This window comes from Kosakonia sp. SMBL-WEM22, from assembly GCF_014490785.1.
Classification (GTDB): domain Bacteria; phylum Pseudomonadota; class Gammaproteobacteria; order Enterobacterales; family Enterobacteriaceae; genus Kosakonia.
Genome location: NZ_CP051488.1, coordinates 4,356,097 through 4,381,010, shown reverse-complemented (window position 1 = coordinate 4,381,010; position 24,914 = coordinate 4,356,097). Strand labels below are relative to the sequence as shown.

Here is a 24,914-nt window from a genome sequence, read left to right as displayed (position 1 = left end):
AGCGCCAGCGCCAGCCGGCATCAAAGCCGGGCAATGTTCTAACCGAACATTTCCTCTTTCACCTGCATCGCCAGCTCAAATGAGTGCAGCCGCGCCTGATGATCGAAAATCTGCCCGTTAACCATAATCTCATCCGCCTCGGTTTCCCGCAGGATTGACTCAAGACCGTGGCGCACTTTCGCTTTATCACCCACCAGCGACATGCTCAACGCCTGCTGCACACCATACTTTTCAGACGGCGACCAGAAGTGATCCATATTCTCAATCGGCGGCGGTAGCTGGCTGGTCTCACCGCGGCGCAGCTTCACAAACGCCTGCTGCATCGAGGTAAAGAGAAACTCCGCATCGCGGTTGCTATCGGCGGCGACAATATTAATGCACACCATCGCATAGGGTTTCTCCAGCCGCGCGGAGGGCTTGAACTGGGTGCGATAGAGATGCAGCGCCTGGAAGAGCATATCCGGCGCAAAGTGTGAGGCGAAGGCAAACGGCAGGCCAAGCTGGGCGGCAAGCTGCGCACTGTAAAGGCTGGAGCCTAACAGCCACACCGGGATCTTCTCGGCGTAGCCCGGCACCGGACGCACGTGCGGATTGGGATCGTTGGCATCAAACCAGTCAACCAGCTCCTTCACATCGCGGGGGAAATTATCAATATCGCCGCTCATATGGCGGCGCAGCGCCATCATCGTGCGCTGATCGCTGCCCGGCGCGCGGCCAAGCCCGAGATCGATACGCCCCGGATAGAGCGTATTCAGCGTACCGAACTGCTCGGCAATCACCAGCGGAGCATGGTTCGGCAGCATCACGCCGCCAGAGCCAAGACGCAGGGTTTGCGTATTCGCCGCCAGGTAACCAATCAACACCGACGTCGCCGCGCTGGCGATCCCGGTCATATTGTGGTGCTCCGCCAGCCAGAAGCGATCGTAACCGCGCTTTTCCGCCAGCTTCGCCAGATCGAGGGAATGGGTAAACGCGTCACGCGCGCTTGAGTTTTGTGGAATCGGCGCTAAATCCAGCACCGAAAACGCAACGGTTTTCTCAGACATAAACACTCACTTTGCTACAGCATCGTCATCAGATTGAAGGTCTTCTTCCAGCCTGGCGCAAGGAGCCGCGTCAGGCCAGAAAAGCTGCAACTTTCATACTGCATGAATGGGCGACGATTGCTGTTAACAAAGTGAGCCTTTTACGCCTCGAGCATCAGCCCCGGCAGCCTGCGCCAGTAGCCATTGCAGTCGCTGTTCGACGCCAGCGGCAGCGGCGCGCCGCCGTTTTCATTCCCTTTGAAGGCTTCCAGCATGGCGAAGGTTTCGTTGCCCATCGGCGAGAGGCGCACAACATCGACCAGCCCCTGCATCGAGGTCAGCTCATTACCGAGGTTGTAGACATAACCGCTCATGGTCTGAATGCCGTTAAGCACGAAAACCTGCTGATCCTCCTGCGAGCGCATGCTGCGCCCGATCGGGTATTTAATGCAGCAGGTTTCGCACTCATCCTTTGGCCGGTTCTCTGAGCGCGCGGTAAAACAGCGGGCAGAGTAGGCGAGAGGCAGATGGCCGTAGCTCAGCACTTCAACCTCAAACTGGTGGCGAATCCCCAGCGTGTCGCACTGATCGAGCAGGTTCACCAGCCAGTCGCGGGAGAGCTCCACCGGCATACACCAGCGCACCATCCCCTGTTTAAGCAGCAAGCGCAGGGTAACGGCGTTATAGCAGTTGAGGGCATGCCCGGCGACAAAGGGTAGCTTGCGCTCGGCGCAGAGATTCACCACCCCAAGATCGCTCGCCTCCAGCAGAAACTCACCGTTATCGACATAGCGCTTCAGTTCATTGAGCTCCGATGAGGCCTGCACTAGCGCCAGCGTCGAAATCACTACCTGCTTGCCACTGTCGGCCAGCGCTTTTGCCATCGCCAGCCAGTCACCCACTTTGGTGGCGCGTCGTTTGCTGCACACCGCTTCGCCGAGGTAGACCACATCAGCGCGGCTGTTTGCCGCCTGCTGATAAAAGTCCTCAAGCGTCTCTTTCGACCAGTAGTAAAGCACCGGTCCTAATGAATATTTCATGGTTTACCTACTGCCATTTACGGTGATACGCGCCAAGGGTGGTCTGGGTGCCTTCTGACATGGCACCGAGCGCCTCCATCCATGCCGGTTGCGGCACAAAATCCTGCGGGGAGGCGATGCAGCGGTCAATCGCCTGTCGCCACACCTTCGCCACCTGGCTGACATACGCCGGGCTGCGCTGGCGTCCCTCAATCTTCACCGAGGCGATATTCGCCGCCAGCAGATCCGGCAGCAGCTCAAGGGTATTGAGGCTTGTGGGCTCTTCGAGGGCGTGGTAGCGCTCGCCATCGACCCGATAGCGCCCTTTGCACAGCGTCGGATAACCGGCGTTTTCCCCCTCCTGATAGCGATCGATCAGCACATCGTTGAGGCGCGATTCCAGCCCCTGCGGCGTCTGCTGCCAGCGCACAAAGCGCGCCGGAGAGCAGGCACCGACAGTATTAGGCGACTCACCGGTCAGGTAAGAGGAGAGGTAACAGCGTCCTTCAGCCATGATGCAGAGACTGCCGAAAGCGAAAACTTCCAGCGGCACCGGCGTTACGCGGGCAAGCTGTTTGACTTGATGAATGGAGAGCACGCGCGGCAGTACTACGCGGGCGACATCAAAGTGACGCTGATAAAAGCGGATCGCCTCTTCGTTGGTCGCCGAGGCCTGAACGGAGACGTGGCGCTCAATGTGGGGATAGCGCGCAGCGGCATACTCAAGCATCGCCAGGTCGGCCAGAATCAGCGCATCTGCGCCAATCTGCGCCGCCATATCCACCGCGCGCTCCCAGCGCGGGTAGCCATCCGGGTGCGCAAAGGTGTTGATGGCAATATGCAGCTTGCGGCGGTGCTGGTGGACGAAACTGACCGCTTCCTGCAGCTTCTTCTCGGTAAAGTTGAGTCCGGCAAAATGGCGGGCGTTCGTGTCATCTTTCAGGCCGATATACACCGCATCGGCACCATTTTCGATGGCCGCTTTCAGTGCCGGTAGGTTCCCGGCAGGGCAGAGCAACTCCATAGTCTTTCCTGCAATCAGGGGCGCAGTGGCCCGGACGTACCCCGAAGGGTCACTGAATTGTTAACGAGCTGGGATTCTAGTTAACCTGCCAGCGACAATTTTTGATTTGAGGCAGTTAAATGCGTATTGATGACGGCAATAATCGTTGCCCATTTATTCCGTAATTGTTGATGTGCGCCGCTATGCACACTGCTGATTGTGGCAAAATAGCCCGCATTATCACTTCAGGGAGTCATCGTCGTGTTGGAAAATTTGCGCTCACAGCTTGTTCATCTTGGCCCGTCACTGCTCGCTTTCCCGGTAAAGCTGACGCCGTTTGTGCTTAAACGTCAGGTACTTGAGCAGGTGCTGCGCTGGCAATTCCAACAGGCGCTGGCGGAGGGTGAGCTTGAGTTTCTCGAAGGGCGCTGGTTAAGTATTCAGGTACGTGATATTGGCCTGACGTGGTATACCTCTGTTGAGGATGGGCAGATGATCGTGCGTGAGTCTGCCGACGCGGATGTCAGCTTTAGCGCCGATGCCAGCGATTTACTGATGATTGCCGCGCGAAAACAGGATCCGGATACGCTTTTCTTCCAGCGTCGCCTGCTTATTGAAGGGGACACGGAACTGGGGCTGTATGTTAAAAACCTGATGGACGCCATTGAGCTGGAGCAGATGCCAAAACCCCTGCGGGTGATGCTGCTACAGCTGGCGGATTTTGTTGAGGCGGGCCTGAAAACGCCGCCTGCAACGACACAACCTTCTGTAGGTGAGCCATGCTGATTAGAGTTGAAATTCCCATTGATGCACCCGGTATCGACGCCCTGCTGCGCCGCACATTTAGCGGCGAGGCTGAAGCTTCTCTGGTGCACGATCTGCGCGAAGACGGGCTGATCACGCTGGGATGCGTTGCCACGGACGATGAAGGGCAGGTGATGGGCTATGTGGCATTTAGCCCGGTCGCTGTCGCAGGAGAGGAGTTACAGTGGGTCGCACTTGCGCCGCTGGCGGTGGACGAAGCCTACCGCGGCCAGGGCATCGCCCGTCAGCTCGTCTATGAAGGGCTGGATTCCCTCAATGAATTTGGCTACGCCGCTGCGGTAACGCTCGGCGATCCTGATTTCTATCAGCGTTTGGGCTTCGAGCGCGCCTCGCAGTACGATTTACGCTGCGCCTGGTCGCAGAGCGAAGCTGCATTCCTCGTCCATCGCCTTGCTGACGACGCCTTCAATGGCGTCAGCGGCCTGGTAGAATACAGCGACCACTTCAATCGCTTTTAACCCCTGACGTCAGCAGCGTTTCCTTCAGCGCCTCGAAGATGCCCTCTCCGGCAACGAGGCGCTCTTTCTGCGGCTTGGTTAACTGCTTAATTCGGTACTCGAGGCGTAGCGCCAGCGAACGCTCGCCAACCGGTGCCGAAAAGACCAGTTCCAGCGCACCCTTACCGCGCAGCGCTTTTGCCCCCTTTCCCGTTTGATGCTGCGTAAAACGCCGCGCAACATCGGTGGTAATACCGGTGTAGAGCAGGTTGTCGCGCGTGCGAATGAGATAGAGAAACCAGGGCGTCATAGGGATCTTCGCTGTGTTAAGGTGGGCGAAAAATAGCATGAGAAGGAGAAAAAATGGAGTCCCTTGCGGCGATTAACCGCTGGCTGGCAAAGCAGCATGTCGTGACCTGGTGCGTAGCAAAAGAGGGAGAACTCTGGTGCGCCAACGCTTTTTATATCTACGATCCGCAGGCCGTCGCCTTCTATGTGTTGAGCGAAGATAAAACGCGCCATGCACAGATGACAGGCGTAGAGGCGAAGGTTGCCGGTACGGTTAATGGGCAGCCGAAAAGCGTCGCCTTGATTCGCGGCGTGCAGTTTTCCGGTGAGATAAAACGGCTGGAAGAGGCGGAAAGCGCGGTGCTGCGCGAACGCTACAACCGACGCTTTCCGATAGCCCGCGCGCTGTCCGCCCCGATGTGGGAGATTCGCCTTCGCGAAATCAAATTCACCGACAACACGCTAGGGTTTGGTAAAAAATTTCACTGGTTACGCGACTCAGGCCCCGAGTAGACGCAGCGCTTCGCGGTTAAATGCCGGTAAGTCATCAGGCGTACGGCTGGTAACCAGCTGATCTTTATCGATCACCACTTCCTGGTCGAAGAACTCCGTCCCGGCGTTTTTCACATCAATCACAATCGGTTTCACCGCCGTCAGCTTGCGGCCGCGAATAACATCGGCGCTAATCAGCAGCTGTGGGCCGTGGCAGATGGCGAATACCGGTTTACCGGAGTCAACAAACTCGCGGGTAAAGGTGACAAAGCGATCGTCGCCGCGCAGGGAGTCAGGGGAGTGGCCGCCAGGTAACAGCAGGGCGTCAAATTCATCCGGGCTCACTTCATCAATGGCTTTATCGATCTTAACTTTTGCCTCGCCCTGTTTGCCGGTGACGGTTTTCCCGGCCTCTTTCTCAATCGTCACAACCTCATGTCCGGCCTTGCGATAGGCTTCTGCCGGAGAGGTGAATTCTGAATCTTCAAACTCGTCGGTGATCAAGACCGCTATTTTCTTGCTCATACTTCCTCCGTTGTTTTGGCTTCAGAAAGGGAGTTATCCATACTGTAACTCACCAGTAGTCGTAAGCCTGGTTCACGAGGCTGACATTGCAAGGCAGATTCGTCTGTAAAGGAGAAGGGATGGAGCGGGTATTAATCACCGGCGCGACCGGTTTAGTGGGCGGGCATCTGTTGCGGTTGCTGATGGCGGAACCGGGCGTCAGCGCCATTTATGCGCCAACGCGTCGGCCGCTACAAAGTGCCGAAGGTGTCATCAATCCGCACGACCCACAGCTCAGCGATGCGCTGGCACAGGTTACCGAACCGGTTGATACGGTCTTCTGCTGCCTCGGCACCACGCGGCGCGAAGCGGGCAGTAAAGAGGCTTTTGTGCTGGCCGATTACACGCTGGTAGTGGATACGGCGTTAACTGGCCAAAGGCTCGGCGCCAGACAGATGCTGGTGGTGAGTTCAATGGGCGCTAATGCGCATTCGCCCTTTTTCTATAACCGGGTGAAAGGGGAGATGGAAGCGGCGCTTATCGCCCAGCGGTGGGAATCGCTGACGCTGGCGCGCCCGTCGATGCTGCTCGGGGAGCGTAAAAAAAGGCGGGCTAATGAATCGCTGCTGGCACCGCTTTTTCGCCTGCTGCCGGGCAACTGGAAGTCGATTGCCGCGCAGGATGTCGCCCGCGCGCTGCTGGCCGCTGCCCGTTCTGGTGATAACCGCGGAGTAGAGATTATCGAATCAGCACAGCTGCGGGCGATGGCAGCTCACAGCCCGTTTGCAAAATAGCAATTCAGGCGTACTATTCCGGGGCTAAAAACCACACTATCCCCGGGGCATGTTATGGCTGGTCAGTCTTCACCTCAGGCGGCAGCACCAATCCAATGGTGGAAACCCGCGCTGTTTTTTCTTGTTGTTATTGTTGGTCTCTGGTTCGTGAAATGGCAGCCTTACTACGGCAAAGCCTTCACCGCCGCCGAGACGCACAGCATTGGTAAATCGATTCTTGCGCAGGCCGACGCCAGCCCGTTTAAAGCGGCGCTGGATTACGCCATGGTCTATTTCCTCGCCGTCTGGAAAGCCGCCGTACTTGGCGTGCTGCTCGGCTCGCTGATTCAGGTGCTGATCCCGCGCGACTGGCTACTGCGTACGCTCGGACAGCAGCGTTTTCGCGGCACGCTGCTTGGCACGCTCTTCTCTTTACCGGGCATGATGTGCTCCTGCTGCGCGGCACCCGTCGCGGCCGGTATGCGTCGTCAGCGCGTCTCGATGGGCGGTGCGCTCGCCTTCTGGATGGGTAACCCGCTGCTCAACCCGGCCACTCTGGTGTTTATGGGCTTTGTGCTCGGCTGGCACTTCGCCGCTATTCGTCTGCTGGCGGGGCTGGTGACGGTGCTTGGTGTCGCGATGATTGTGCAGACGGTGGTTAAAGAGAGCCCGCAGCAGGCGGAAACCGTTGATATCACGCTGCCGGAGCCGCAGGGCAGCTTTATGTCACGCTGGGGCAGAGCGCTCTGGCAGCTCTTCTGGAGTACCATCCCTGTCTATATCCTTGCGGTACTGGTGTTGGGCGCAGCACGCGTCTGGCTCTTCCCCCATGCCGATGGCGCGGTGGATAACACCGTGCTGTGGGTAGTGGCGATGGCGATTGTCGGTTGCCTGTTTGTCATTCCAACGGCGGCTGAGATCCCGATTGTGCAGACCATGATGCTGGCGGGGATGGGTATGGCGCCTGCGCTGGCGCTGCTAATTACGCTGCCGGCGGTAAGCCTGCCATCGCTGGTGATGCTGCGCAAATCCTTCCCGGCGAAAGCCCTGTGGCTGACTGCCGCGCTGGTGGCAGTGTGCGGAATGCTGACCGGATTTGTCGCGCTGGTTTAACGCGTGAAGTGAAAAAAAAGCCCGGTATCAACCGGGCTTTTTCGTTACTTGAGCAGGGTAAAGGCAGTGGTGACGTGCTTGACGCCGCTGACGCGGCTGGCAATATCCGCCGCGGCCTGGCCTTCACGCGCGGTCACCAGACCCATCAGGAACACTTCGCCGTTCTCGGTGGTGACTTTCACGTTAGAGGATTTCACCTGGTCGCTGCCGAGCAGCTGGGAGCGCACTTTAGTGGTGATCCAGGTATCGGACGAGGCCGTTCCCAGACCAATTGGCTGGCCCGGACGGATCTCATTGAAGACCTCTGCTGCGCCTTCAACACCGATGGCAATCTGTTTCGCCCGTGAAGAGAGTTCGGTAGTCGGTGCCTGGCCGGTCAACAGCACTTTCCCCTGATAAGCGGTGACGTTAACACGCGCCTCTTTCTTCAACTGCTGATCTTTCGACAGTGCGCTGTTAACGCGCAGCTCCAGGGTGCCGTCGTCCACCTGGGTGCCCACGGTGCGGGGATCCGTCGCCGCTTTGGTGCCGACGGCGGCAGAACCGACCACCACTGCGCCAACGCAACCCTGTAGCAGCAGTGCGGAAATAAGGACTGCGAGGGGCGTAAATGCCTTCATGTGTACTCCTTAATCATCCTGGTGAGGAAAAAGCGTGTTATCAATCAAATCGCACAAGCAATTCACCGTCAGCATGTGCATCTCCTGGATACGCGCGCTGCGGTGAGAAGGAATACGAATTTCCACATCCTGCGGGCCCAGCAGGCCGGCCAGCTCGCCGCCGTCATAACCGGTCAGCGCGATGATCGACATATCGCGCGTTACCGCCGCTTCCACGGCTTTCACGATATCGCGGCTGTTACCCCGGGTGGAGATCGCCAGCAAAATGTCGCCGTTGTGCCCGAGGGCGCGCACCTGCTTGGCATAGATCTCGTCATGCAGACGGTCATTCGCTATCGCGGTTAAGACCACATTATCGGTATTAAGTGCAATGGCAGGTAAACTGGGACGCTCTGTTTCAAAGCGGTTGATCATGCTGGCAGCAAAATGCTGTGCGTTGGCGGCGGAGGTGCCGTTGCCACAACAGAGGATTTTGTTGCCGTTGAGCAGGGAATGCACCATTGTCATGGCTGCGCGGGAAATCGCATCGGGCAGCGCTTCGGCAGCTGCAATTTGCGTTTGAATGCTTTCCGTAAAGCAGACTTTAATTCGTTCGAGCACGGTAATCCCTATGATTGAGCAATTATGCGTGGCCGCCAAAGGCGTTTTGTAGCCACTCAACGTCATTTCCGGTGAAGGCTACCACATCAAACCGGCAATCCACAGTATCAAAACTCCCATTGTGGCGGGCAAGCCACAAATGGGCGGTATGCAGCAGTTTGCGCTGCTTGGCGAGAGTTACGCTGCTTGCCGCGCCGCCAAAACGCGCCGAGGCGCGGTAGCGCACCTCGACAAAGACGGTGGTGCTACCGTGGCGCATAATCAGGTCGATTTCGCCGCCGCGCTCGCGCACGTTGGCGGCGATAAAACGCAATCCCTTGCTCTGCAGAAAACGGCGTGCCTCCATCTCCCAGGCGTCGCCGCTCTGTTTGCGGGTTAGTTTGCCGGGACGATCTGCCCCTGCTGGTATTTGAGCCATGACAACTTCCTGTTGATCACGCAATCCTGGGTGGCGGTGAGATCGCCAGTGTTGCCGTTGAGCTCAAAGCCCGGCACCTGACGCATTTGCGAGAAGTTATTCGCCAGTGACCAGGCATCCGCGCCCATCGCATAGAGACGCGCCAGCGAATAATCATTATTCACACTGCGCAGCGCTTGCTGCATCAGGGAAGGATTCGCGCCCGCCAGCATCGGGATCTCATTGTATTGCAGCCCTTCCATCTCAAGACGGAAGTCTGGGCCTGCACCGCCCTGCGCGCTGCGCGAGCTGGCATAGAGCATGACGCCGCTCTGGCTGCCGGTGCGCAGAGTGATCATCGGTTTGATCAGCGCAATTTCATCCTGCGTCGCCAGAATATAGACCGCATCAACTTTGCCGCCGCCGCTAATCTGCGCATCGCTCGGCGGAGCCGGAATAGTGAGGCCACCAATGGTCACGCCCTGCTGCTGCGGCAGGCTGGCGGAGACCGGGCTACCGGTCATTGAGATGCCGGAGCGGCCATTCAGCCCCATACGTAACTCAGCGGTGGAACCAAATTTCTGCGCCAGCACAACGCCGCCGCCAATCTTCTGCCACTCGTCAGCAAACGCGGTGCTGACACGATCGCCCAGCGCGCTGCGCGGGATCAGCAGCAGCGGTGCCTGGCGTCCCTGATCGTGAATATGGCGCGCCGCATCGCGAGCTTCATCTTCCGGCGACAGGGCGAAGTAGCAGATGTTCGGGCGGTTCTCAACTTGCTCCGGCTGGTTGAGCGCCAGCACATTGAGCGCGGTATGGCTGCGCATCAGCTCTTCAACGTGGTTTTTCAACAGCGGGCCAACAACAATGCTTGCGCCATCCTGCTGTACCTGATTGAGGATCTGATCCATCGGCTGCGCGCTGGTGTCGTAGATTTTCAGCTCCGCGCCCGCGTTAGATTGTGCGGTAACAGCAACGGGCTGAGAGGTTGTGGTTTGTGGTGCCGTCGCCGCAGATGTTTGCTGCGAGTTGCCAGCAGGCTGCTCATTATTGGCGGCTGGCTGCTGTGCATTTTCACCAGGCTGCGCTTCCTCGGCAGTGGCGCTTTGCGCCGCGCTGTCCGGTGCCTGTACCGGCTGGGCATTCGGTGCGGTCAGGTCGGCGACATTCGCCTGCGAAGGGCTTACCACGTCAGACGTTGCGGCCTGCGCGACCTGCTGCGGAACCGCCGGGCCGGAGACCGGGGAAGCGCCGTTTTTCGCCGCTTCAAAACCCTGCTGGATGGCGCGACCAAACACCGCAGCCTGGCCGTTTAACGGCAGCAGCAGGGCGATTTTACTGGTCGATGCCGGTTTGAAATTTTGCAGATTGGAGAGCTGAGTCGGCAGCATTTTCGCCGCCGGGTTCTGCGGGTAGCGGGTCTGCCAGTCGCTGATACCGGCTTTCAGCATTTTGGCATCGTTGCGGTTGTCGAACCACATACGTTGCAGATCGAGCCAGCCCTGCAGTGTCACTTCATCGGCGTTGATCACCAGCGTTCTCGCCTGATCCTGGCTCATGGAGGAGAGTGCTTGCCAGGTGGCATCGATATTTTTCTGCTGCTCTTCCGGGGTTGTCAGCAGCGGCTGGCGGGCGATAAGCGCACGTAGCAGCGTCAGGGAGGGTTTACCCTGCGCGGCGGCAATGGCGATCTGCCAGTAGCGCGCCTGCTGGTTCTTCTCAAGCTCAGCGGGATCGATTTTATTAAGCAGCGCCTGCGCACCGGCTACATCACGCTGCGCCAGCTTCATTTCTGCGGCGAGCAGCGCGTACTCTTTACGCTGCGTGTCGTTCAGATCCTGCGGCAGCTGACCAAACAGCTCGTTGGCGTGCTGGGTTTTGCCCTCTTTGAGCAGTGCACGAATGGCGAGTAATTGCCAGTTGGTCTTGCTATCATCTGTGCTTTGCTGCATCTGATGCAGGTAGTAGGCAGAATCAGCCTGCGCTGAGCCCTCCATATGCGAGGTGCTCTGGTCTGTTGACTGTGTGCCGCAGCCCGCGAACAGCAGGGCGGCCAGCACCACAGGCAGGCAGCGCGTGGCTTTCGAACGAAGAAATTTTGACGGTAGCATACTGTATCCAGTGATATTTTTTACGCAGTGCTCAATATTAAATCGGCAATACGGATGAAACAATGAAACAACACGAATCGGCGGAGAATTCTCAAGGTCAGCTTTATATTGTACCTACTCCCATCGGGAATTTGGCTGATATTACCCAACGCGCATTAACCGTGTTGCAAGACGTTGATTTGATTGCCGCTGAGGATACCCGCCACACCGGTTTACTGCTGCAACATTTCGCCATCAACGCGCGGATGTTTGCCCTTCACGACCATAACGAGCAGCAAAAAGCGCAAATGCTGGTGGCAAAGCTGCAAGAGGGGCAGAACATTGCGCTGGTTTCAGATGCGGGCACGCCGCTAATTAACGATCCCGGCTATCACCTGGTGCGCACCTGCCGCGAAGCCGGTATTCGCGTTGTGCCGCTGCCTGGCCCCTGCGCGGCGATTGCCGCCCTCAGTGCCGCAGGGTTGCCCTCCGATCGCTTCTGTTACGAAGGTTTTCTCCCGGCGAAATCAAAAGGCCGCCGCGACGCGCTCAAAGCGGTTGAGGCCGAGCCGCGCACGCTGATTTTCTACGAATCAACCCATCGCCTGCTGGAGAGCCTGGAGGATATGGTCGCGGTTTGGGGCCCCTCCCGTTACGTGGTGCTGGCGCGCGAGTTGACCAAAACCTGGGAGAGCATTCAGGGCGCGCCGGTTGGCGAGCTGCTGGCGTGGGTGAAAGAGGATGAGAACCGCCGCAAAGGCGAGATGGTGCTGATTGTCGAAGGCCATAAAGCGCAGGAGGACGCGCTGCCCGCCGACGCGCTGCGCACGCTGGCATTGCTGCAAGCCGAATTGCCGCTGAAAAAGGCCGCCGCGCTGGCCGCAGAGATCCACGGCGTGAAGAAAAACGCCCTCTATAAGTACGCGCTGGATAACCAGGGGTAATACCGATGAGCCGCTATGTGCCTCCCTTTACCATCACCGCCGCGATCCTCAACCTATCGTGATACGCAGTTAATCCATATGGCGCCGCCCGCCTTACGGGTTGCGCACCTTATGGATGAGCTACTGGAATGGCTCGCCACCACGGATTTGCATCCGTTAGTCGCCAGTGCGTTCGTCGCCTTTATGCTCTCTGCGGTCAACGCGGCGCTGATCGAGGGGCTTAATCCGTCATTCAGCTTGTCGGATAACGTGTCGGAAGAGATGTCGGAGAAAATTATCTCTTGCAGCGAGGCGGAGCGCGCGGTGCTAAACCTCCTCAACATTCGGCCGGATCTCTCTGCAATGGCGCTCGCCGACGAATTGGCGGTAAGTGCGCGCACGGTGGAGCGCTACCTGCAATCGCTACAGCAAAAGGGAAAGCTGCTGCGTGTCGGCGCGAAGAAAGGGGGCTACTGGCAGGTCAAGTCACTCTAAAGAGCATCATTCCATCACCACCACTTAATCATCCTGCATTTAAAACACGCACTATAAAAAAGCATGGCCGGAGCCATGCTGATGGTGAGGTTTACACATTTTCTTGCGGGGATCAGGTCACCGGGGCCGGATTAAATACCGCCAGCTGGTTGTGCAATCCCCATTGATCGGAAAAGGTTTTTTTGCGCCCGCTGGCGACATCGAGAATAAAGTGGAACAGCTTCCAGCCCACCTCTTCAATGCTCTCTTCGCCGGTGGCGATGGTGCCCGCGTTAATATCCATCAAGTCATACCAGCGGTTTGCCAGCTCGGTGCGGGTCGCCATTTTGATCACCGGTACCGCCATCAGCCCGTAGGGCGTGCCGCGACCGGTGGTAAAGACCTGCACGGTAATGCCGGAGGCCACCTGCTGGGTGCCGCAAACGAAATCGCTGGCCGGTGTGGCGGCGTAAATTAACCCGCGTTTGGTCGGGCGCTGGCCGGGGGAGAGCACCTCGGAGATGGCGCTCTTGCCTGATTTGGCAATCGAGCCCAGCGCTTTTTCCACCACGTTAGCCAGTCCGCCTTTTTTGTTGCCGGGCGATGGGTTGGCGCTGCGGTCGGTTTTACCCATATCGAGGTAATTATCGTACCAGGCCATCTCTTCCAGCAGGCGTTTGCCCACCTCTTCGTTGATGGCACGCGGGGTGAGCAGGTGGATCGCATCGCGCACTTCCGTCACTTCCGAGAACATTACTGTGCCGCCGCAGCGGATCAGCAGATCGGAAGCAAAACCCACTGCCGGGTTAGCGGTCACGCCGGAGAAGGCGTCACTGCCGCCGCACTGCATACCCACCACCAGTTCAGAAGCCGGGCAGGTTTCACGTTTGCGCTGGTTGAGTTTGATCAGATGCCGCTCAGCGACCTGCAGAATATCATCCACCATCGAGCGGAAGCCCACGTGGTGTTCATCCTGCAAACGCACAATGCTTGCGCCGTCCGCCGGGATCGCCTGTACATCTTCCGTCCCCTGCAGCAGCCGCTCCGGCTGCAGCTTCTCACAGCCGAGGCCAATCACCATCACTTCGCCGCCGAAGTTCGGGTTCAGGGAGATGTTGTGGATAGTGCGAATTGGGATCACCGCCGCCGGGGCGTTGATCGCTACACCGCAGCCGTAAAGGTGATTAAGGCCAACCACGCCGTCGACATTGGGGTATTTCGGCAGCAGATCGCGCTCGATCAACTTCACCACATAATCCACCACCCCAGCGACGCAGTGTACGCTGGTGGTTAAGCCGAGCAGATTTTTCGTTCCGACGCTGCCATCCGCGTTGCGGTAGCCTTCGAAGGTATATCCTTCCAGTGGCGGCAAGGGTTCGGGCACTTTGGTCGCCAGCGGCAGGGTGTTGAGCGGTGGTGCCGTCGGCAGCTCAACAAGGGATTCATCGATCCAGCTGCCGCGGGGGATAGGGCGCACGGCGTAGCCGATCACTTCGCCATAGCGCACGATCTCGCCGTGATGAGGAATATCGACCAGCGCAACTTTATGCCCTTGCGGAATATGCTCAATCAACTCCAGACCATCCGGGAAGCGAGTTCCGGCTTTTAAGCCGTTGTCATTAACAATAATCGCGACATTATCGCTGTCGTGAACCTTAATATAAAACGCGCCGGGCACTTGCTCTCTTATTTCAATGTCGGACATTATTGATTTATCTCCCGCTCACTGTACGCTGCATCACTCACAATAGAAAAAAAGTTCTTTTACTCTGGAATTAATATTAGCAAGAAAAATCTTGTTTACTGGGAATAAGAATGTCAGGAGTTGGGTTATTAAAATGTGACACATATCACTTATTAACGCCGGGCCGCTTGCTGCGCGGCAGCATAATACAAGAAGTGTGCATCAGCGCCCAGCTTTATGTGCATATGCTCAAAATAATATTTTCGTGTAGCTAAAAAATTGAGCAAAGTTACAATGTGTGTATTCCCGGCGCTGTTTATACTGAGTGCTAATTAAATCTCTGTATCTGTTATCTGAATTAAATCTACGTCGTTAAATACCATCAGATAAACCACCAAAATAAATATATTTAAAAGTTAGCGGTGTCCGAGGAAATTAAAATGGCCATTGAACAAACCGTCGAAGCAAAACGGGCGATTCCTACCCGTTATTTAATTCTGCTGATTATATTTATTGTCACCGCAGTCAACTACGCTGATCGTGCCACGCTCTCTATTGCCGGAACCGATGTCGCCAAAGAGCTACAACTCGATTCTGTCTCAATGGGCTATATCTTCTCCGCCTTTGGCTGGGCTTACCTGCTAATGCAGATCCCCGGCGGCTGGCTGCTCGACCGCTTCGGCTCCAAACGCGTCTACACCTACAGCCTCTTTTTCTGGTCGCTCTTCACTTTCTTACAGGGTTTTGTCGATGTCTTCCCGCTCGCCTGGGCCGGGGTGTCGATGTTTATCATGCGCTTTATGCTCGGTTTCTCTGAAGCCCCCTCCTTCCCGGCGAATGCGCGCATCGTTGCGGCATGGTTTCCGGCGAAGGAGCGCGGCACCGCCTCGGCACTCTTTAACTCGGCGCAATACTTCTCGCTGGCGCTCTTCTCGCCGCTGCTCGGCTGGCTGACCTACACCTGGGGCTGGGAGCATGTCTTTACCGTGATGGGCGCGATCGGTTTCGTGCTCACCTTTGCCTGGGTGAAGTTTGTGCATAACCCCACCGACCATCCGCGTATGACTCGCGAAGAGCTGGAGTACATTGCACAGAACGGCGCGGTGGTTGATATGGACCACAAAAAAGCGGGCGATGATAAAAAAGCCGGGCCGAAGCTGGATTACATCAAGCAACTGCTGAGCAACCGCATGATGCTGGGTATCTTCTTTGGTCAATACTTCCTCAACACCATTACCTGGTTCTTCCTCACCTGGTTTCCCATCTACCTGGTGCAGGAGAAGGGGATGTCGATCCTCAAAGTGGGCTTTGTGGCATCTATTCCGGCACTGTGCGGCTTTGTCGGCGGCGTGCTGGGTGGGCTCTTCTCCGATTACCTGATTAAACGTGGCTCATCCCTGACCGTGGCGCGTAAAGTGCCTATCGTAATGGGGATGCTGCTCGCCTCCAGCATCATCCTCTGTAACTACACCAACAACACTGCGCTGGTGGTTGCTCTGATGGCGCTGGCCTTCTTCGGCAAAGGTTTTGGCGCGCTCGGCTGGCCGGTGATTTCCGACGTTGCGCCGAAAGAGATTGTCGGTCTGTGCGGCGGCGTGTTTAACGTTTTTGGTAATGTGGCCTCTATCGCGACGCCGCTGGTTATCGGCTACATGGTGAAAGAGTTGCACTCCTTCAACGGCGCGCTGGTATTCGTCGGCTGTTCAGCCCTGATGATGATGGTCTGCTACCTGTTTGTCGTCGGCGACATCAAACGTATGGAACTGAAGAAATAAGCCCCAACACATTTAAGGTACAAAAGATGACTAACGATATCTTCCCGAACAAATTTAAGGCCGCGCTGGCCGCGCAGCAGGTTCAGATTGGTTGCTGGTCCGCGCTGGGTAGCCATATCAGTACGGAAGTGCTGGGGCTGGCGGGTTTCGACTGGCTGCTGCTTGATGGTGAACACGCGCCTAATGACGTACTCACTTTTGTTCCGCAACTGATGGCGCTCAAAGGTAGCGTCAGCGCGCCGGTCGTGCGTGTGCCCACCAACGATGCGGTGATCATCAAGCGCCTGCTCGATATCGGTTTCTATAACTTCCTGATTCCCTTCGTCGAGAGCGAAGAGGATGCGCTGCTTGCCGTTGCAGCGACCCGCTATCCGCCGGAAGGCATTCGCGGCGTCTCCGTATCGCACCGCGCCAATATGTTCGGCACCGTGCCGGACTACCTCCGCCAGTCCAACGCCAATATCTCGATTCTGGTGCAGATAGAGAGCCAGGCGGGCGTCGACAACCTCGATGCGATCCTCTCGACCGATGGTGTCGATGGCGTGTTTGTCGGGCCAAGCGATCTGGCGGCGACGCTCGGTTACCTCGGCAATGCCGCGCACCCGGAAGTGCAGCGCACCATTCAACATATTTTCGCCCGCGCTAAGGCACACAACAAACCGAGCGGCATTCTGGCACCGGTTGAGGCAGATGCGCGTCGCTACCTGGAGTGGGGCGCGACCGTGGTTGCCGTCGGCAGCGATCTGGGCGTATTCCGTGCGGCGACGCAGCGGCTCGCCGACGCCTTTAAAAAATAACCTCATCACCTGAAAGAGAGAGACGCAATTATGACGATGAAAGTCGGTTTCATTGGCCTCGGCATCATGGGTAAACCCATGAGTAAAAACCTCATCAAAGCTGGTTACTCGCTGGTGGTCGTCGACCGCAACAGTGACGCGGTGGGCGAGCTGGTCGCTGCTGGTGCAGAAACCGCGAGCAATGCCAAAGCCATCGCCGAGCAGTGTGATGTCATCATCACCATGCTGCCGAACTCGCCGCATGTGAAAGAGGTGGCGCTGGGGGAAGGTGGCATTATTGAAGGGGCGAGAGCGGGCACGGTGCTGATCGACATGAGCTCCATTGCGCCGCTGGCGAGCCGTGAAATCAGCGAGGCGCTGAAAGCGAAAGGCGTCGAGATGCTGGATGCGCCGGTCAGCGGCGGCGAACCGAAAGCGATCGACGGCACGCTCTCTGTGATGGTTGGTGGCGACAAAGCGGTGTTTGATAAGCACTACGACCTGATGAAAGCGATGGCGGGTTCAGTGGTGCACACCGGCGATATCGGTGCGGGGAACGTCACCAAGCTGGCAAACCAGGTGATTGTGGCGCTTAACATTGCCGCAATGTCGGAAGCCTTAACCCTGGCGACGAAAGCGGGTGTTAACCCGGATCTGGTCTTCCAGGCGATTCGTGGGGGCCTTGCGGGCAGCACCGTGCTGGAGGCGAAAGCGCCGATGGTGATGGATCGCAACTTTAAACCGGGTTTCCGCATCGATCTGCATATCAAAGATCTGGCGAATGCGCTGGATACCTCGCACGGCGTGGGTGCGCAGCTGCCGCTGACCGCCGCGGTGATGGAGATGATGCAGGCGCTACGCGCCGACGGCATGGGGACCTCCGATCACAGCGCGCTGGCGTGCTACTACGAGAAACTGGCGAAAGTCGAAGTCACTCGTTAACCAGAAAGGGCGCAGGCGCGCCCTTGCTCCACTTGATATCCACCTCGGCAGGCCGCCTCTGGCTTGCAGGGTGACGTGCGCGGCTTGACCAGGCTCACCACTATGAAAATCGTAATCGCCCCAGACTCTTATAAAGAGAGCCTCTCTGCGACGTTGGTCGCACAGGCAATAGAAAAAGGATTTCGGGAGATCTTTCCCGATGCGCACTATGTCTCTGTTCCGGTCGCAGATGGCGGTGAAGGTACTGTTGAGGCCATGATCGCCGCCACGCAGGGCGCGATGCATACCGCCCGCGTGACCGGCCCGTTGGGCGAGCCGGTTGCAGCCTGCTGGGGAAGCTCAGGCGATGGCGCGACTGCATTTATTGAAATGGCGGCGGCAAGCGGGCTGGCGCTGGTCGCGCCCGAATTACGTAATCCGTTAATTACCACCTCACGCGGCACCGGGGAGCTTATTTTGCAGGCGCTGGATAAGGGCGCGAGCAATATCATTATCGGCATCGGCGGCAGCGCGACCAATGATGGCGGGGCCGGTATGGTACAGGCGCTGGGCGCGCGTCTTATGGACGCCAACGGCAAAGAGATTGGTCACGGCGGCGGTAGCCTGATAAGCCTCAATCATATCGATCTCTCTGGTCTCGATCCGCGTTTGCAGGAGTGTACGATCCGCGTGGCCTGCGATGTGACCAACCCACTTACGGGCGAGAGCGGCGCATCGCGTATTTTTGGCCCACAAAAAGGGGCGACCGAAGCGATGATCGTCGAGCTGGATCGCAGTCTCGATCACTTCGCTGACGTGATCAAAAAAGATCTGCATATCGATGTGAAGCGCGTACCGGGATCGGGCGCGGCGGGCGGCATGGGCGCGGCGCTGATGGCGTTTCTTGGGGCAGAGCTGCGCAGTGGCATTGAGATTGTCACCCAGGCGCTCAATCTGGAGGAGCATATCCACGACTGCACGCTGGTGGTGACCGGCGAAGGGCGCATCGACAGCCAGAGCATTCACGGCAAAGTGCCGGTGGGCGTGGCGCAGGTGGCAAAAAAATATCATAAGCCGGTAATTGGGATTGCCGGCAGTTTGACCAGCGATGTCGGCGTCGTGCATCAGTATGGTATCGATGCGGTATTCAGCGTGTTGACCGCCATTGGCACGCTGGAGGAGGCGTTTTGCGGCGCGTTTGACAATATTTACCGCGCCTCGCGCAATATCGCGGCGACGCTGGCGGTGGGAATGTCGACGGAAGGGTGACACGCGGGTGCAAACCCTCTATACTGCGCGCCGAAGCTGACCAGACAGTCGCCGCTTCGTCGTCGTCCTCTTCGGGGGAGACGGGCGGAGGGGAGGAAAGTCCGGGCTCCATAGGGCAGGGTGCCAGGTAACGCCTGGGAGGCGCAAGCCTACGACCAGTGCAACAGAGAGCAAACCGCCGATGGCCCGCGCAAGCGGGATCAGGTAAGGGTGAAAGGGTGCGGTAAGAGCGCACCGCGCGTCTGGCAACAGTTCGCGGCACGGTAAACTCCACCCGGAGCAAGGCCAAATAGGGGTTCACAAGGTACGGCCCGTACTGAACCCGGGTAGGCTGCTTGAGCCAGTGAGCGATTGCTGGCCTAGATGAATGACTGTCCACGACAGAACCCGGCTTATCGGTCAGTTTCACCTCTTAAAAAACCCCGCCTCGGCGGGGTTTTTGCTTTTCCAGACCCGCAACGGCAACCGGTCCCGGTACTTGCGTAGGCCGGATAAGGCGTGAGCCGCCATCCGGCAATGGGTGCAGATGCCTGATGGCGCTGCGCTTATCAGGCCTACAACGATAACCGGTCCCGGTATTTGCGTAGGCCGGATAAGGCGCAAGCCGCCATCCGGCAAAGGGTGCAGATGCCTGATGGCGCTGCGCTTATCAGGCCTACAACGATAACCGGTCCCGGTATTTGCGTAGGCCGGATAAGGCGTGAGCCGCCATCCGGCAATGGGTGCAGATGCCTGATGGCGCTGCGCTTATCAGGCCTACAACGACAACCGGTCCCGGTATTTGCGTAGTCCGGATAAGGCGTAAGCCGCCATCCGGCAATGGGTGGAAATGCCTGATGGCGCTGCGCTTTTCCAGGCCCGCAACGACAACCGGCTCGGGCATTTGCGTAGGCCGGATAAGGCGCGAGCCGCCATCCGGCGATGGGTGGAAATGCCTGATGGCGCTGCGCTTATCAGGCCTACAAATTGTGCTTATCAGGCCTACGAACGGCTTCGTCGCTGGGCTATTTTCACGCTCTCTAAGCTAATTCTGTCTAATTCATAAACAATTAATCGATCATCTTCGCGGCGAAACGCGCTACCCTGTCTGGCACATGTCTATTTTTTCGCCACGGGAGGCGTTGCTGGTATGGAACAAAAATCGATTTTGATACTCCAGATGGGGAACGCCCCACAGACCATGCGCGATGCGCACGGCGATGTGCCGCTCTGGTTTTGCCAACTGCTGGGATGCGAGCTTGATGATGTTGACGTGATCCGCGTTTTCGAAGGCGAAACGCTGCCGGCACCGGATCCGCGCCGGGCGGCGATCATCACCGGATCCTGGGCGATGGTCACAGACAGATTGCCCTGGAGCGAGCAGACCGCAGCGTGGATCCGCGAGGCAATGGCGGTGGAGATGCCGCTGTTTGGCGTCTGCTACGGTCATCAACTGATGGCCTGGGCGCTGGGCGGCGATGTGCAGTACCACAAAGATGGGCGCGAAGCGGGAACCAAAACCGTTTACCTCAATGCCGCCGCGGCTCACGATCCGCTGCTTGCGCATCTGCAAGAGAGCTTTCCCGCACACCTGACGCACCGGCAAACGGTCACCCGTTTACCCATTGGCGCCACGGTGCTGGGTGCCTCGGTTCACGATCCGCATCAGATCGTGCGCTACGGGTCGAATGCGTTTTCGGTGCAGTTCCACCCAGAAATGCGGCCGGAGATCGCCTGCGATCTGTTACGGCTTAACCGTCCACATATTGAAAAAGAGGGGGGCGACACCGATAGCTTAATCGCAGGCGTCATACCCGCGCCGGGGGCGGCTGAGATTTTAAGGCGGTTTATGCAGGAGGCGTTAAGAGAGGAGGGGGCGCTTTCACTGCGCGCGGCCTCATAAAGGCAGGAACAGAACCCCGGCGTGTGCCGGGGCGGGCAATCAGGCGGCTTCTTCTTCCTCAGCAAGACGGACAACGGCTTCTTCGACGATCACTTCCAGTTCCGTCAGCATCTCTTCAAACCCAAACGCCTGGTTTGCGGCGGAACGGTTATCACTCTGCGTGACGTGATCGAACGGACTGTACATAGTGCGGATACTCATTTACTCACCTGATAAAAATGTTCATTACACTGGTAAATCAACTAACAGCGCGCGAAGCGGCGTGTCAGCGACCAGCGTGATAGTGGCTTCATCACGAATAAAAGCGCCATCACCGCAGGTGAGGGCCTCTTGCTCTTTGTGATGGGTGACGGCATGCACCGTCCCGTGAATGGACTGCAGATAGGCCCGCGGTCCGTGTAATTTAATTTTCAGCTCTTCGCCTTTTTCCAGCGAAATATGGTGCAACCACACCTGTTGGCGCAGCTGCAGGCTTCCTTTGTCGCCATCCGGCGAGGCCAGCAACTGGCAGGCATCATCAGCAAGGGTCAGCTTCTGCACCGGCGGGTTTTCCCGCTCCGGGCAGGCATCCAGCCATAGCTGCATGCGCGTAAGCGACTTATCTTTACTCAGATTGTGCTCACTGTAACTGATCCCCGGCTGGGTGGCGATGAGCAGCGCTTCACCCGCTTTTGCCTGCACATGGTGGCCTTCGCTGTCGCGGTACTCCGCTTCGCCTTCCAGAATCAGATTCAAAATATCCACTTTCGGGTAGGCACGCGGCTGGAAAGAAGCCCCTGGTGCGAGCACTTCCTGGTTCAACACGCGCAGGGACGCATAGCCCAGCAGTTTGGGATCAAAGTAGTGTCCGAAGGAGAAGGTGTAGCGGGCCTGGAGCCAGCCGAAGTCAGCTTGTCCGCACTGTTTTGCCGTTCGGGTAGTAATCATTATTCTTGACCTCTCTTTACTTAAAACAATGTTAAAGGGATGGACGCTGCATTGTTAGCCAGATATTCTGCCCGGTATGTTCAAATTTCCTGAATGAGAACACCAATGGCCAAAGAAAGGGCACTGACACTGGAAGCGCTGCGCGTGATGGACGCAATTGACCGCCGCGGAAGCTTTGCAGCCGCTGCGGATGAGCTGGGGCGCGTCCCCTCCGCGCTCAGCTACACCATGCAAAAACTTGAAGAAGAGCTGGATGTGGTGCTGTTTGACCGCTCTGGACACCGCACCAAATTCACCAACGTTGGGCGCATGCTGCTGGAGCGCGGTCGCGTTCTGCTGGAAGCCGCTGATAAGCTGACGACCGACGCCGAAGCGCTGGCGCGCGGCTGGGAAACGCATTTAACGCTGGTAACGGAAGCGCTGGTACCGACGGTGGAACTCTTTCCGCTGGTAGAGAGGCTGGCTGCGAAAGCCACTACTCAGCTATCAATTATCACCGAAGTACTGGCGGGTGCCTGGGAACGCCTGGAGCAGGGGCGGGCGGATATTGTCATTGCGCCGGATATGCACTTTCGATCCTCGTCGGAGATCAACTCGCGCAAGCTCTATAGCGTGATGAACGTCTATGTCGCGGCTCCGGATCATCCTATCCATCAGGAGCCGGAGCCGCTCTCTGAAGTGACGCGCGTGAAGTATCGCGGCGTGGCGGTGGCCGATACCGCCCGCGAACGCCCGGTGCTTACGGTCCAGCTGCTGGATAAACAGCCAAGGCTGACGGTCAGTACAATTGAAGATAAACGTCAGGCCCTACTCGCTGGGTTGGGTGTTGCCACCATGCCCTATCCGCTGGTTGAGCGCGATATTGCAGAGGGCCGCCTGCGCGTGGTCAGCCCGGAGTACACCAGTGAGGTGGATATTATTATGGCCTGGCGTCGCGACAGTATGGGTGAAGGCAAAGCCTGGTGTCTGCGCGAGATCCCCAAGCTTTTTGCCGGTAAATAGGGCTACGCGCCGCGCTCGGTCGCGTGCACCGTTTGCGGGAAGGGTTGCGGTTCCGGGCCGAACTCGTTCTCTTGCGACGTGCCGCGCTGGCTATAGAAGGCGAGCAGCACCAGCCAACCAAATAGTGGAATAATCATCAGCAGCAGCCAGCGCCAGCTGCGGTTGGTGTCATGCAGGCGGCGCACCTGTACCGCCAGCGTCGGCACCAGCGTCAGCAGGGCGTAAGCAAGGCTTAAGATGTGGTGCCAGCCCACAATTCGGTCAACCACATTCAGCACGCCAAACAGAATGATGTTAACGAGCGTGAACATCCAGAATTCGCGGCGATGGGCGCGCCCATCGAAAGTGGCGTAATTGCGAAGTACCCAGAAATACCAGTCCATTCTTACCTCGATCAACGGTCAATCCGTTGTTTTAACAACGATAAGAGTAAGAATAGACGGCAATTTTACAAAGGGATAAGCCAGGTGGGGAATTATTTGGGCGCGATGTGACGCGCCCGAAAGTTCAGGAAAAACGGCTGTCACGACCATGCGGTTCATCAAGATCCTGCCATGGACCAATGGAGATAATCCCCGTCGGGTTTAGCGTTTTATGGCTGCGATAGTAGTGATTGCGGATATGCGCAAAATCAACCGTTTCAGCGATGCCCGGCATCTGGTAGAGATCGCGCAGGAAACCGTGCAGATTGAGGTAATCACTAATACGACGCTTGTCGCATTTGAAGTGCGTCGCATAGACCGGATCGAAGCGCACCAGCGTTGTCCATAAACGGATATCCGCTTCGGTCAGACGATCGCCCGTCAAATAGCGGTGCCGCCCGAGGATCTGCTCCAGGCGCTCCAGCGCGCTAAAGACTCCGGTTACCGCTTCATCATAGGCCTGCTGGCTGGTGGCGAAACCGGCTTTATAGACACCATTATTCACATTGTCGTAGATCCAGCCATTCAGCTCGTCAATCTTTTCACGCAGCTCAGGTGGATAGTAATCCTCGGCTTTGGCACCCAGCCCGTCGAATGCGGTATTGAACATACGAATAATATCCGCCGACTCATTGCTGACGATAGTGTGATTCTTATTATCCCACACCACCGGCACCGTTACACGCCCCGTGTAGTGCGGATCGGCATGCAGATAAAGCTGATAGAGAAACTCATGCTGATAGAGCGCGTCGCCTGTCGCAGCAGGAAAATCATCGCCAAATGTCCAGCCATTTTCCAGCATCAGAGGATGAACGACAGAAACCGGTAAAAACGGCTCCAGGCCTTTCAGCTTACGCAGGATCAGCGTGCGGTGTGCCCAGGGGCAGGCGAGTGAAACATAGAGATGGTAGCGATCTTTTTCAGCGGCAAACCCGCTTTCGCCAGAGGGACCGGCCGTGCCATCGGCAGTCAGCCAGTTGCGAAACGCCGATTCCGAACGCTTAAAGCGTCCGCCGGTGGATTTGGTGTCATACCAGGTGTCGTGCCAGACGCCGTCAATCAGTTGTCCCATTGCTGCTTCTCCTTCTGATAGCAAAAGCGAGGAGTAAACTCCTCGCTTTGATGTATTCAGTCAGTATAGAGCGCTTACCACTTTTTATTCAGTACGCGGTCGATGCTAAACGCGCCCGGACCGGTGATGCCCAGCAGCAGGTAGCCGCCAGCGATGGTCAGGTTTTTCATAAACATAATGGAGTTTGCGCCTTCCGCAAAGTTGTTGTGGAAGATAAACGCCGTCAGCAGCGTAAAGCCAGCGGTGAACAGCGCGGTGGTGCGGGTCAGGAAGCCGAAGAGAATGGCCAGGCCGCCGCCAAACTCAAGCAGGATAGTCAGCGGCAGGAAGAAGCCCGGTACGCCCATCGATTCCATATATTGCTGTGTGCCAGCATAACCGGTGATTTTACCCCAGCCCGCGACGATAAACAGGATCGGCATCAGGATGCGTGCAACCAGGAAACCAACATCTTCTAATTTTTTCATCTTTCTCTCCAGGAACTGCATAGGCTGTATGCAGTAAAAATTGTGTAAGAAACGGCGTGAGCCGCGGGCTTGCAGTTGATGGAGAGGATAGTAATCGCGGAGGGAAAATATTGTTAGCTAGGAAAACTGTCGAA

At 57.4% G+C, this 24,914-nt stretch carries 28 protein-coding genes and 1 other RNA gene; 14 read left to right on the top strand and 15 right to left on the bottom strand.

Annotated features, from left to right (window positions below):
- Positions 1-38: 38 nt before the first annotated feature.
- The 3 genes from HF650_RS21025 to HF650_RS21015 form a co-directional block, all read right to left on the bottom strand.
- A complete protein-coding gene (locus HF650_RS21025) occupies positions 39-1,046 on the bottom strand; it encodes a luciferase-like monooxygenase (RefSeq protein WP_187800230.1) in 1,008 nt (335 codons plus the stop codon).
- Positions 1,047-1,186: 140 nt separating this feature from the next.
- Positions 1,187-2,065, bottom strand: a complete 879-nt coding sequence (locus tag HF650_RS21020; RefSeq protein ID WP_187800229.1) for a U32 family peptidase — start codon at positions 2,063-2,065, stop codon at positions 1,187-1,189.
- 7 nt (positions 2,066-2,072) lie between these two features.
- Positions 2,073-3,068, bottom strand: coding sequence for a peptidase U32 family protein (locus HF650_RS21015; RefSeq protein WP_187800228.1), 996 nt, complete (start codon positions 3,066-3,068; stop codon positions 2,073-2,075).
- Positions 3,069-3,308: 240 nt separating this feature from the next.
- On the opposite strand from HF650_RS21015, the gene HF650_RS21010 reads away from it, so the two are divergent.
- Both HF650_RS21010 and HF650_RS21005 read left to right on the top strand, forming a co-directional pair.
- The gene (locus HF650_RS21010; protein ID WP_187800227.1) at positions 3,309-3,833 is read left to right on the top strand and encodes an SCP2 domain-containing protein; all 525 of its coding nucleotides are present in this window, start codon (positions 3,309-3,311) and stop codon (positions 3,831-3,833) included.
- Complete coding sequence (locus HF650_RS21005) at positions 3,827-4,330, top strand: N-acetyltransferase (protein WP_187800226.1); 504 nt, start codon at positions 3,827-3,829, stop codon at positions 4,328-4,330. Before HF650_RS21010 ends, HF650_RS21005 begins: the two co-directional genes overlap by 7 nt.
- Here the strand turns inward: HF650_RS21005 and HF650_RS21000 are convergent.
- The gene (locus tag HF650_RS21000) at positions 4,317-4,619 is read right to left on the bottom strand and encodes a GIY-YIG nuclease family protein (RefSeq protein ID WP_187800225.1); all 303 of its coding nucleotides are present in this window, start codon (positions 4,617-4,619) and stop codon (positions 4,317-4,319) included. The genes HF650_RS21005 and HF650_RS21000 overlap by 14 nt on opposite strands.
- 53 nt (positions 4,620-4,672) lie before the next feature.
- Here HF650_RS21000 and HF650_RS20995 point away from each other — a divergent pair, with 53 nt between their 5' ends.
- Positions 4,673-5,110, top strand: coding sequence for a YhbP family protein (locus HF650_RS20995; protein ID WP_187800224.1), 438 nt, complete (start codon positions 4,673-4,675; stop codon positions 5,108-5,110).
- Here HF650_RS20995 and HF650_RS20990 read toward each other — a convergent pair.
- Positions 5,096-5,614, bottom strand: a complete 519-nt coding sequence (locus HF650_RS20990) for a type 1 glutamine amidotransferase domain-containing protein (RefSeq protein ID WP_187800223.1) — start codon at positions 5,612-5,614, stop codon at positions 5,096-5,098. The genes HF650_RS20995 and HF650_RS20990 overlap by 15 nt on opposite strands.
- Positions 5,615-5,733: 119 nt before the next feature.
- Between HF650_RS20990 and HF650_RS20985 the strand changes: the two genes are divergently transcribed.
- Together HF650_RS20985 and HF650_RS20980 are read left to right on the top strand one after the other, a co-directional pair.
- Positions 5,734-6,387: an NAD(P)H-binding protein gene (locus HF650_RS20985; protein ID WP_187800222.1), complete on the top strand. Its 654-nt coding sequence runs from the start codon at positions 5,734-5,736 to the stop codon at positions 6,385-6,387.
- Positions 6,388-6,441: 54 nt separating this feature from the next.
- Positions 6,442-7,479, top strand: a complete 1,038-nt coding sequence (locus tag HF650_RS20980; protein WP_187800221.1) for a permease — start codon at positions 6,442-6,444, stop codon at positions 7,477-7,479.
- Positions 7,480-7,523: 44 nt separating this feature from the next.
- Here HF650_RS20980 and dolP read toward each other — a convergent pair whose 3' ends face one another.
- Genes dolP through HF650_RS20960 form a run of 4 tightly spaced genes read right to left on the bottom strand, consistent with a single transcriptional unit; the run spans position 7,524 to position 11,207 of the window.
- Positions 7,524-8,099 carry a division/outer membrane stress-associated lipid-binding lipoprotein gene (gene dolP / locus HF650_RS20975; RefSeq protein WP_187800220.1) on the bottom strand — a complete coding sequence of 192 codons (576 nt, stop codon included), beginning with the start codon at positions 8,097-8,099 and terminating at the stop codon, positions 7,524-7,526.
- A gap of 9 nt (positions 8,100-8,108) precedes the next feature.
- Positions 8,109-8,699, bottom strand: a complete 591-nt coding sequence (gene diaA / locus HF650_RS20970) for a DnaA initiator-associating protein DiaA (RefSeq protein WP_023481027.1) — start codon at positions 8,697-8,699, stop codon at positions 8,109-8,111.
- 22 nt (positions 8,700-8,721) lie between these two features.
- Positions 8,722-9,117, bottom strand: coding sequence for a YraN family protein (locus HF650_RS20965; protein ID WP_023480805.1), 396 nt, complete (start codon positions 9,115-9,117; stop codon positions 8,722-8,724).
- The gene (locus HF650_RS20960) at positions 9,075-11,207 is read right to left on the bottom strand and encodes a penicillin-binding protein activator (RefSeq protein WP_187800219.1); all 2,133 of its coding nucleotides are present in this window, start codon (positions 11,205-11,207) and stop codon (positions 9,075-9,077) included. The genes HF650_RS20965 and HF650_RS20960 overlap by 43 nt, the downstream gene beginning before the upstream one ends.
- Positions 11,208-11,269: 62 nt before the next feature.
- Between HF650_RS20960 and rsmI the strand changes: the two genes are divergently transcribed.
- Entirely contained in the window at positions 11,270-12,130 is an 861-nt protein-coding gene (gene rsmI / locus HF650_RS20955) for a 16S rRNA (cytidine(1402)-2'-O)-methyltransferase (protein ID WP_187800218.1), read from the top strand.
- A 111-nt stretch (positions 12,131-12,241) separates the two neighbouring features.
- Positions 12,242-12,604: an HTH domain-containing protein gene (locus HF650_RS20950; RefSeq protein WP_187800217.1), complete on the top strand. Its 363-nt coding sequence runs from the start codon at positions 12,242-12,244 to the stop codon at positions 12,602-12,604.
- 112 nt (positions 12,605-12,716) lie between these two features.
- On the opposite strand, the gene garD is transcribed toward HF650_RS20950, so the two are convergent.
- Entirely contained in the window at positions 12,717-14,288 is a 1,572-nt protein-coding gene (gene garD, locus HF650_RS20945; protein WP_187800216.1) for a galactarate dehydratase, read from the bottom strand.
- Positions 14,289-14,707: 419 nt separating this feature from the next.
- Here garD and HF650_RS20940 point away from each other — a divergent pair, with 419 nt between their 5' ends.
- From HF650_RS20940 to HF650_RS20915, 6 genes are all read left to right on the top strand, one after another.
- Complete coding sequence (locus HF650_RS20940; protein WP_187800215.1) at positions 14,708-16,042, top strand: MFS transporter; 1,335 nt, start codon at positions 14,708-14,710, stop codon at positions 16,040-16,042.
- Between the two features lie 26 nt (positions 16,043-16,068).
- The gene (gene garL, locus HF650_RS20935; RefSeq protein ID WP_187800214.1) at positions 16,069-16,839 is read left to right on the top strand and encodes a 2-dehydro-3-deoxyglucarate aldolase; all 771 of its coding nucleotides are present in this window, start codon (positions 16,069-16,071) and stop codon (positions 16,837-16,839) included.
- A gap of 30 nt (positions 16,840-16,869) precedes the next feature.
- On the top strand, positions 16,870-17,760 hold the full coding sequence (gene garR, locus HF650_RS20930; protein ID WP_023480910.1) for a 2-hydroxy-3-oxopropionate reductase: 891 nt from the start codon (positions 16,870-16,872) through the stop codon (positions 17,758-17,760).
- Between the two features lie 102 nt (positions 17,761-17,862).
- On the top strand, positions 17,863-19,008 hold the full coding sequence (garK, locus tag HF650_RS20925; protein WP_187800213.1) for a glycerate 2-kinase: 1,146 nt from the start codon (positions 17,863-17,865) through the stop codon (positions 19,006-19,008).
- A gap of 32 nt (positions 19,009-19,040) precedes the next feature.
- Positions 19,041-19,419, top strand: an RNA gene (gene rnpB, locus HF650_RS20920) — RNase P RNA component class A.
- A 718-nt stretch (positions 19,420-20,137) separates the two neighbouring features.
- Positions 20,138-20,890: a glutamine amidotransferase gene (locus HF650_RS20915; RefSeq protein ID WP_187800212.1), complete on the top strand. Its 753-nt coding sequence runs from the start codon at positions 20,138-20,140 to the stop codon at positions 20,888-20,890.
- Positions 20,891-20,929: 39 nt separating this feature from the next.
- Here the strand turns inward: HF650_RS20915 and HF650_RS20910 are convergent, their stop codons facing one another.
- On the bottom strand, positions 20,930-21,076 hold the full coding sequence (locus HF650_RS20910; RefSeq protein WP_275944611.1) for a hypothetical protein: 147 nt from the start codon (positions 21,074-21,076) through the stop codon (positions 20,930-20,932).
- Between the two features lie 39 nt (positions 21,077-21,115).
- On the bottom strand, positions 21,116-21,817 hold the full coding sequence (locus HF650_RS20905) for a pirin family protein (protein ID WP_187800211.1): 702 nt from the start codon (positions 21,815-21,817) through the stop codon (positions 21,116-21,118).
- Between the two features lie 105 nt (positions 21,818-21,922).
- Here HF650_RS20905 and HF650_RS20900 point away from each other — a divergent pair, with 105 nt between their 5' ends.
- Positions 21,923-22,819 (top strand): LysR family transcriptional regulator, encoded by an 897-nt coding sequence (locus HF650_RS20900; protein ID WP_187800210.1) that lies wholly within the window; start codon positions 21,923-21,925, stop codon positions 22,817-22,819.
- A gap of 2 nt (positions 22,820-22,821) precedes the next feature.
- Here the strand turns inward: HF650_RS20900 and HF650_RS20895 are convergent, their stop codons facing one another.
- The 3 genes from HF650_RS20895 to HF650_RS20885 form a co-directional block, all read right to left on the bottom strand.
- Positions 22,822-23,202, bottom strand: coding sequence for a DUF805 domain-containing protein (locus tag HF650_RS20895; RefSeq protein ID WP_187802782.1), 381 nt, complete (start codon positions 23,200-23,202; stop codon positions 22,822-22,824).
- Between the two features lie 124 nt (positions 23,203-23,326).
- A complete protein-coding gene (locus HF650_RS20890) occupies positions 23,327-24,313 on the bottom strand; it encodes a glutathione S-transferase family protein (RefSeq protein ID WP_187800209.1) in 987 nt (328 codons plus the stop codon).
- A 74-nt stretch (positions 24,314-24,387) separates the two neighbouring features.
- The gene (locus HF650_RS20885) at positions 24,388-24,780 is read right to left on the bottom strand and encodes a DoxX family protein (RefSeq protein ID WP_023480714.1); all 393 of its coding nucleotides are present in this window, start codon (positions 24,778-24,780) and stop codon (positions 24,388-24,390) included.
- Positions 24,781-24,914: the final 134 nt, after the last annotated feature.

Excerpts from the sequence above, each read along its gene's own strand:
- HF650_RS20965 (WP_023480805.1), bottom strand. The coding sequence starts at position 9,117 with ATGGCTCAAATACCAGCAGGGGCAGATCGTCCCGGCAAACTAACCCGC.
- HF650_RS20905 (WP_187800211.1), bottom strand. The coding sequence starts at position 21,817 with ATGATTACTACCCGAACGGCAAAACAGTGCGGACAAGCTGACTTCGGC.
- HF650_RS20995 (WP_187800224.1), top strand. The coding sequence starts at position 4,673 with ATGGAGTCCCTTGCGGCGATTAACCGCTGGCTGGCAAAGCAGCATGTC.
- HF650_RS20885 (WP_023480714.1), bottom strand. The coding sequence starts at position 24,780 with ATGAAAAAATTAGAAGATGTTGGTTTCCTGGTTGCACGCATCCTGATG.
- HF650_RS20890 (WP_187800209.1), bottom strand. The coding sequence starts at position 24,313 with ATGGGACAACTGATTGACGGCGTCTGGCACGACACCTGGTATGACACC.
- HF650_RS20950 (WP_187800217.1), top strand. The coding sequence starts at position 12,242 with ATGGATGAGCTACTGGAATGGCTCGCCACCACGGATTTGCATCCGTTA.
- HF650_RS20985 (WP_187800222.1), top strand. The coding sequence starts at position 5,734 with ATGGAGCGGGTATTAATCACCGGCGCGACCGGTTTAGTGGGCGGGCAT.
- HF650_RS20900 (WP_187800210.1), top strand. The coding sequence starts at position 21,923 with ATGGCCAAAGAAAGGGCACTGACACTGGAAGCGCTGCGCGTGATGGAC.
- HF650_RS20915 (WP_187800212.1), top strand. The coding sequence starts at position 20,138 with ATGGAACAAAAATCGATTTTGATACTCCAGATGGGGAACGCCCCACAG.
- HF650_RS20910 (WP_275944611.1), bottom strand. The coding sequence starts at position 21,076 with ATGTACAGTCCGTTCGATCACGTCACGCAGAGTGATAACCGTTCCGCC.
- garD (WP_187800216.1), bottom strand. The coding sequence starts at position 14,288 with ATGTCCGACATTGAAATAAGAGAGCAAGTGCCCGGCGCGTTTTATATT.
- HF650_RS20895 (WP_187802782.1), bottom strand. The coding sequence starts at position 23,202 with ATGGACTGGTATTTCTGGGTACTTCGCAATTACGCCACTTTCGATGGG.
- rsmI (WP_187800218.1), top strand. The coding sequence starts at position 11,270 with ATGAAACAACACGAATCGGCGGAGAATTCTCAAGGTCAGCTTTATATT.
- HF650_RS20990 (WP_187800223.1), bottom strand. The coding sequence starts at position 5,614 with ATGAGCAAGAAAATAGCGGTCTTGATCACCGACGAGTTTGAAGATTCA.
- HF650_RS20960 (WP_187800219.1), bottom strand. The coding sequence starts at position 11,207 with ATGCTACCGTCAAAATTTCTTCGTTCGAAAGCCACGCGCTGCCTGCCT.
- HF650_RS21015 (WP_187800228.1), bottom strand. The coding sequence starts at position 3,068 with ATGGAGTTGCTCTGCCCTGCCGGGAACCTACCGGCACTGAAAGCGGCC.
- HF650_RS20940 (WP_187800215.1), top strand. The coding sequence starts at position 14,708 with ATGGCCATTGAACAAACCGTCGAAGCAAAACGGGCGATTCCTACCCGT.
- garK (WP_187800213.1), top strand. The coding sequence starts at position 17,863 with ATGAAAATCGTAATCGCCCCAGACTCTTATAAAGAGAGCCTCTCTGCG.
- dolP (WP_187800220.1), bottom strand. The coding sequence starts at position 8,099 with ATGAAGGCATTTACGCCCCTCGCAGTCCTTATTTCCGCACTGCTGCTA.
- HF650_RS21020 (WP_187800229.1), bottom strand. The coding sequence starts at position 2,065 with ATGAAATATTCATTAGGACCGGTGCTTTACTACTGGTCGAAAGAGACG.
- garL (WP_187800214.1), top strand. The coding sequence starts at position 16,069 with ATGACTAACGATATCTTCCCGAACAAATTTAAGGCCGCGCTGGCCGCG.
- HF650_RS21025 (WP_187800230.1), bottom strand. The coding sequence starts at position 1,046 with ATGTCTGAGAAAACCGTTGCGTTTTCGGTGCTGGATTTAGCGCCGATT.
- HF650_RS20980 (WP_187800221.1), top strand. The coding sequence starts at position 6,442 with ATGGCTGGTCAGTCTTCACCTCAGGCGGCAGCACCAATCCAATGGTGG.
- HF650_RS21005 (WP_187800226.1), top strand. The coding sequence starts at position 3,827 with ATGCTGATTAGAGTTGAAATTCCCATTGATGCACCCGGTATCGACGCC.
- HF650_RS21000 (WP_187800225.1), bottom strand. The coding sequence starts at position 4,619 with ATGACGCCCTGGTTTCTCTATCTCATTCGCACGCGCGACAACCTGCTC.
- garR (WP_023480910.1), top strand. The coding sequence starts at position 16,870 with ATGACGATGAAAGTCGGTTTCATTGGCCTCGGCATCATGGGTAAACCC.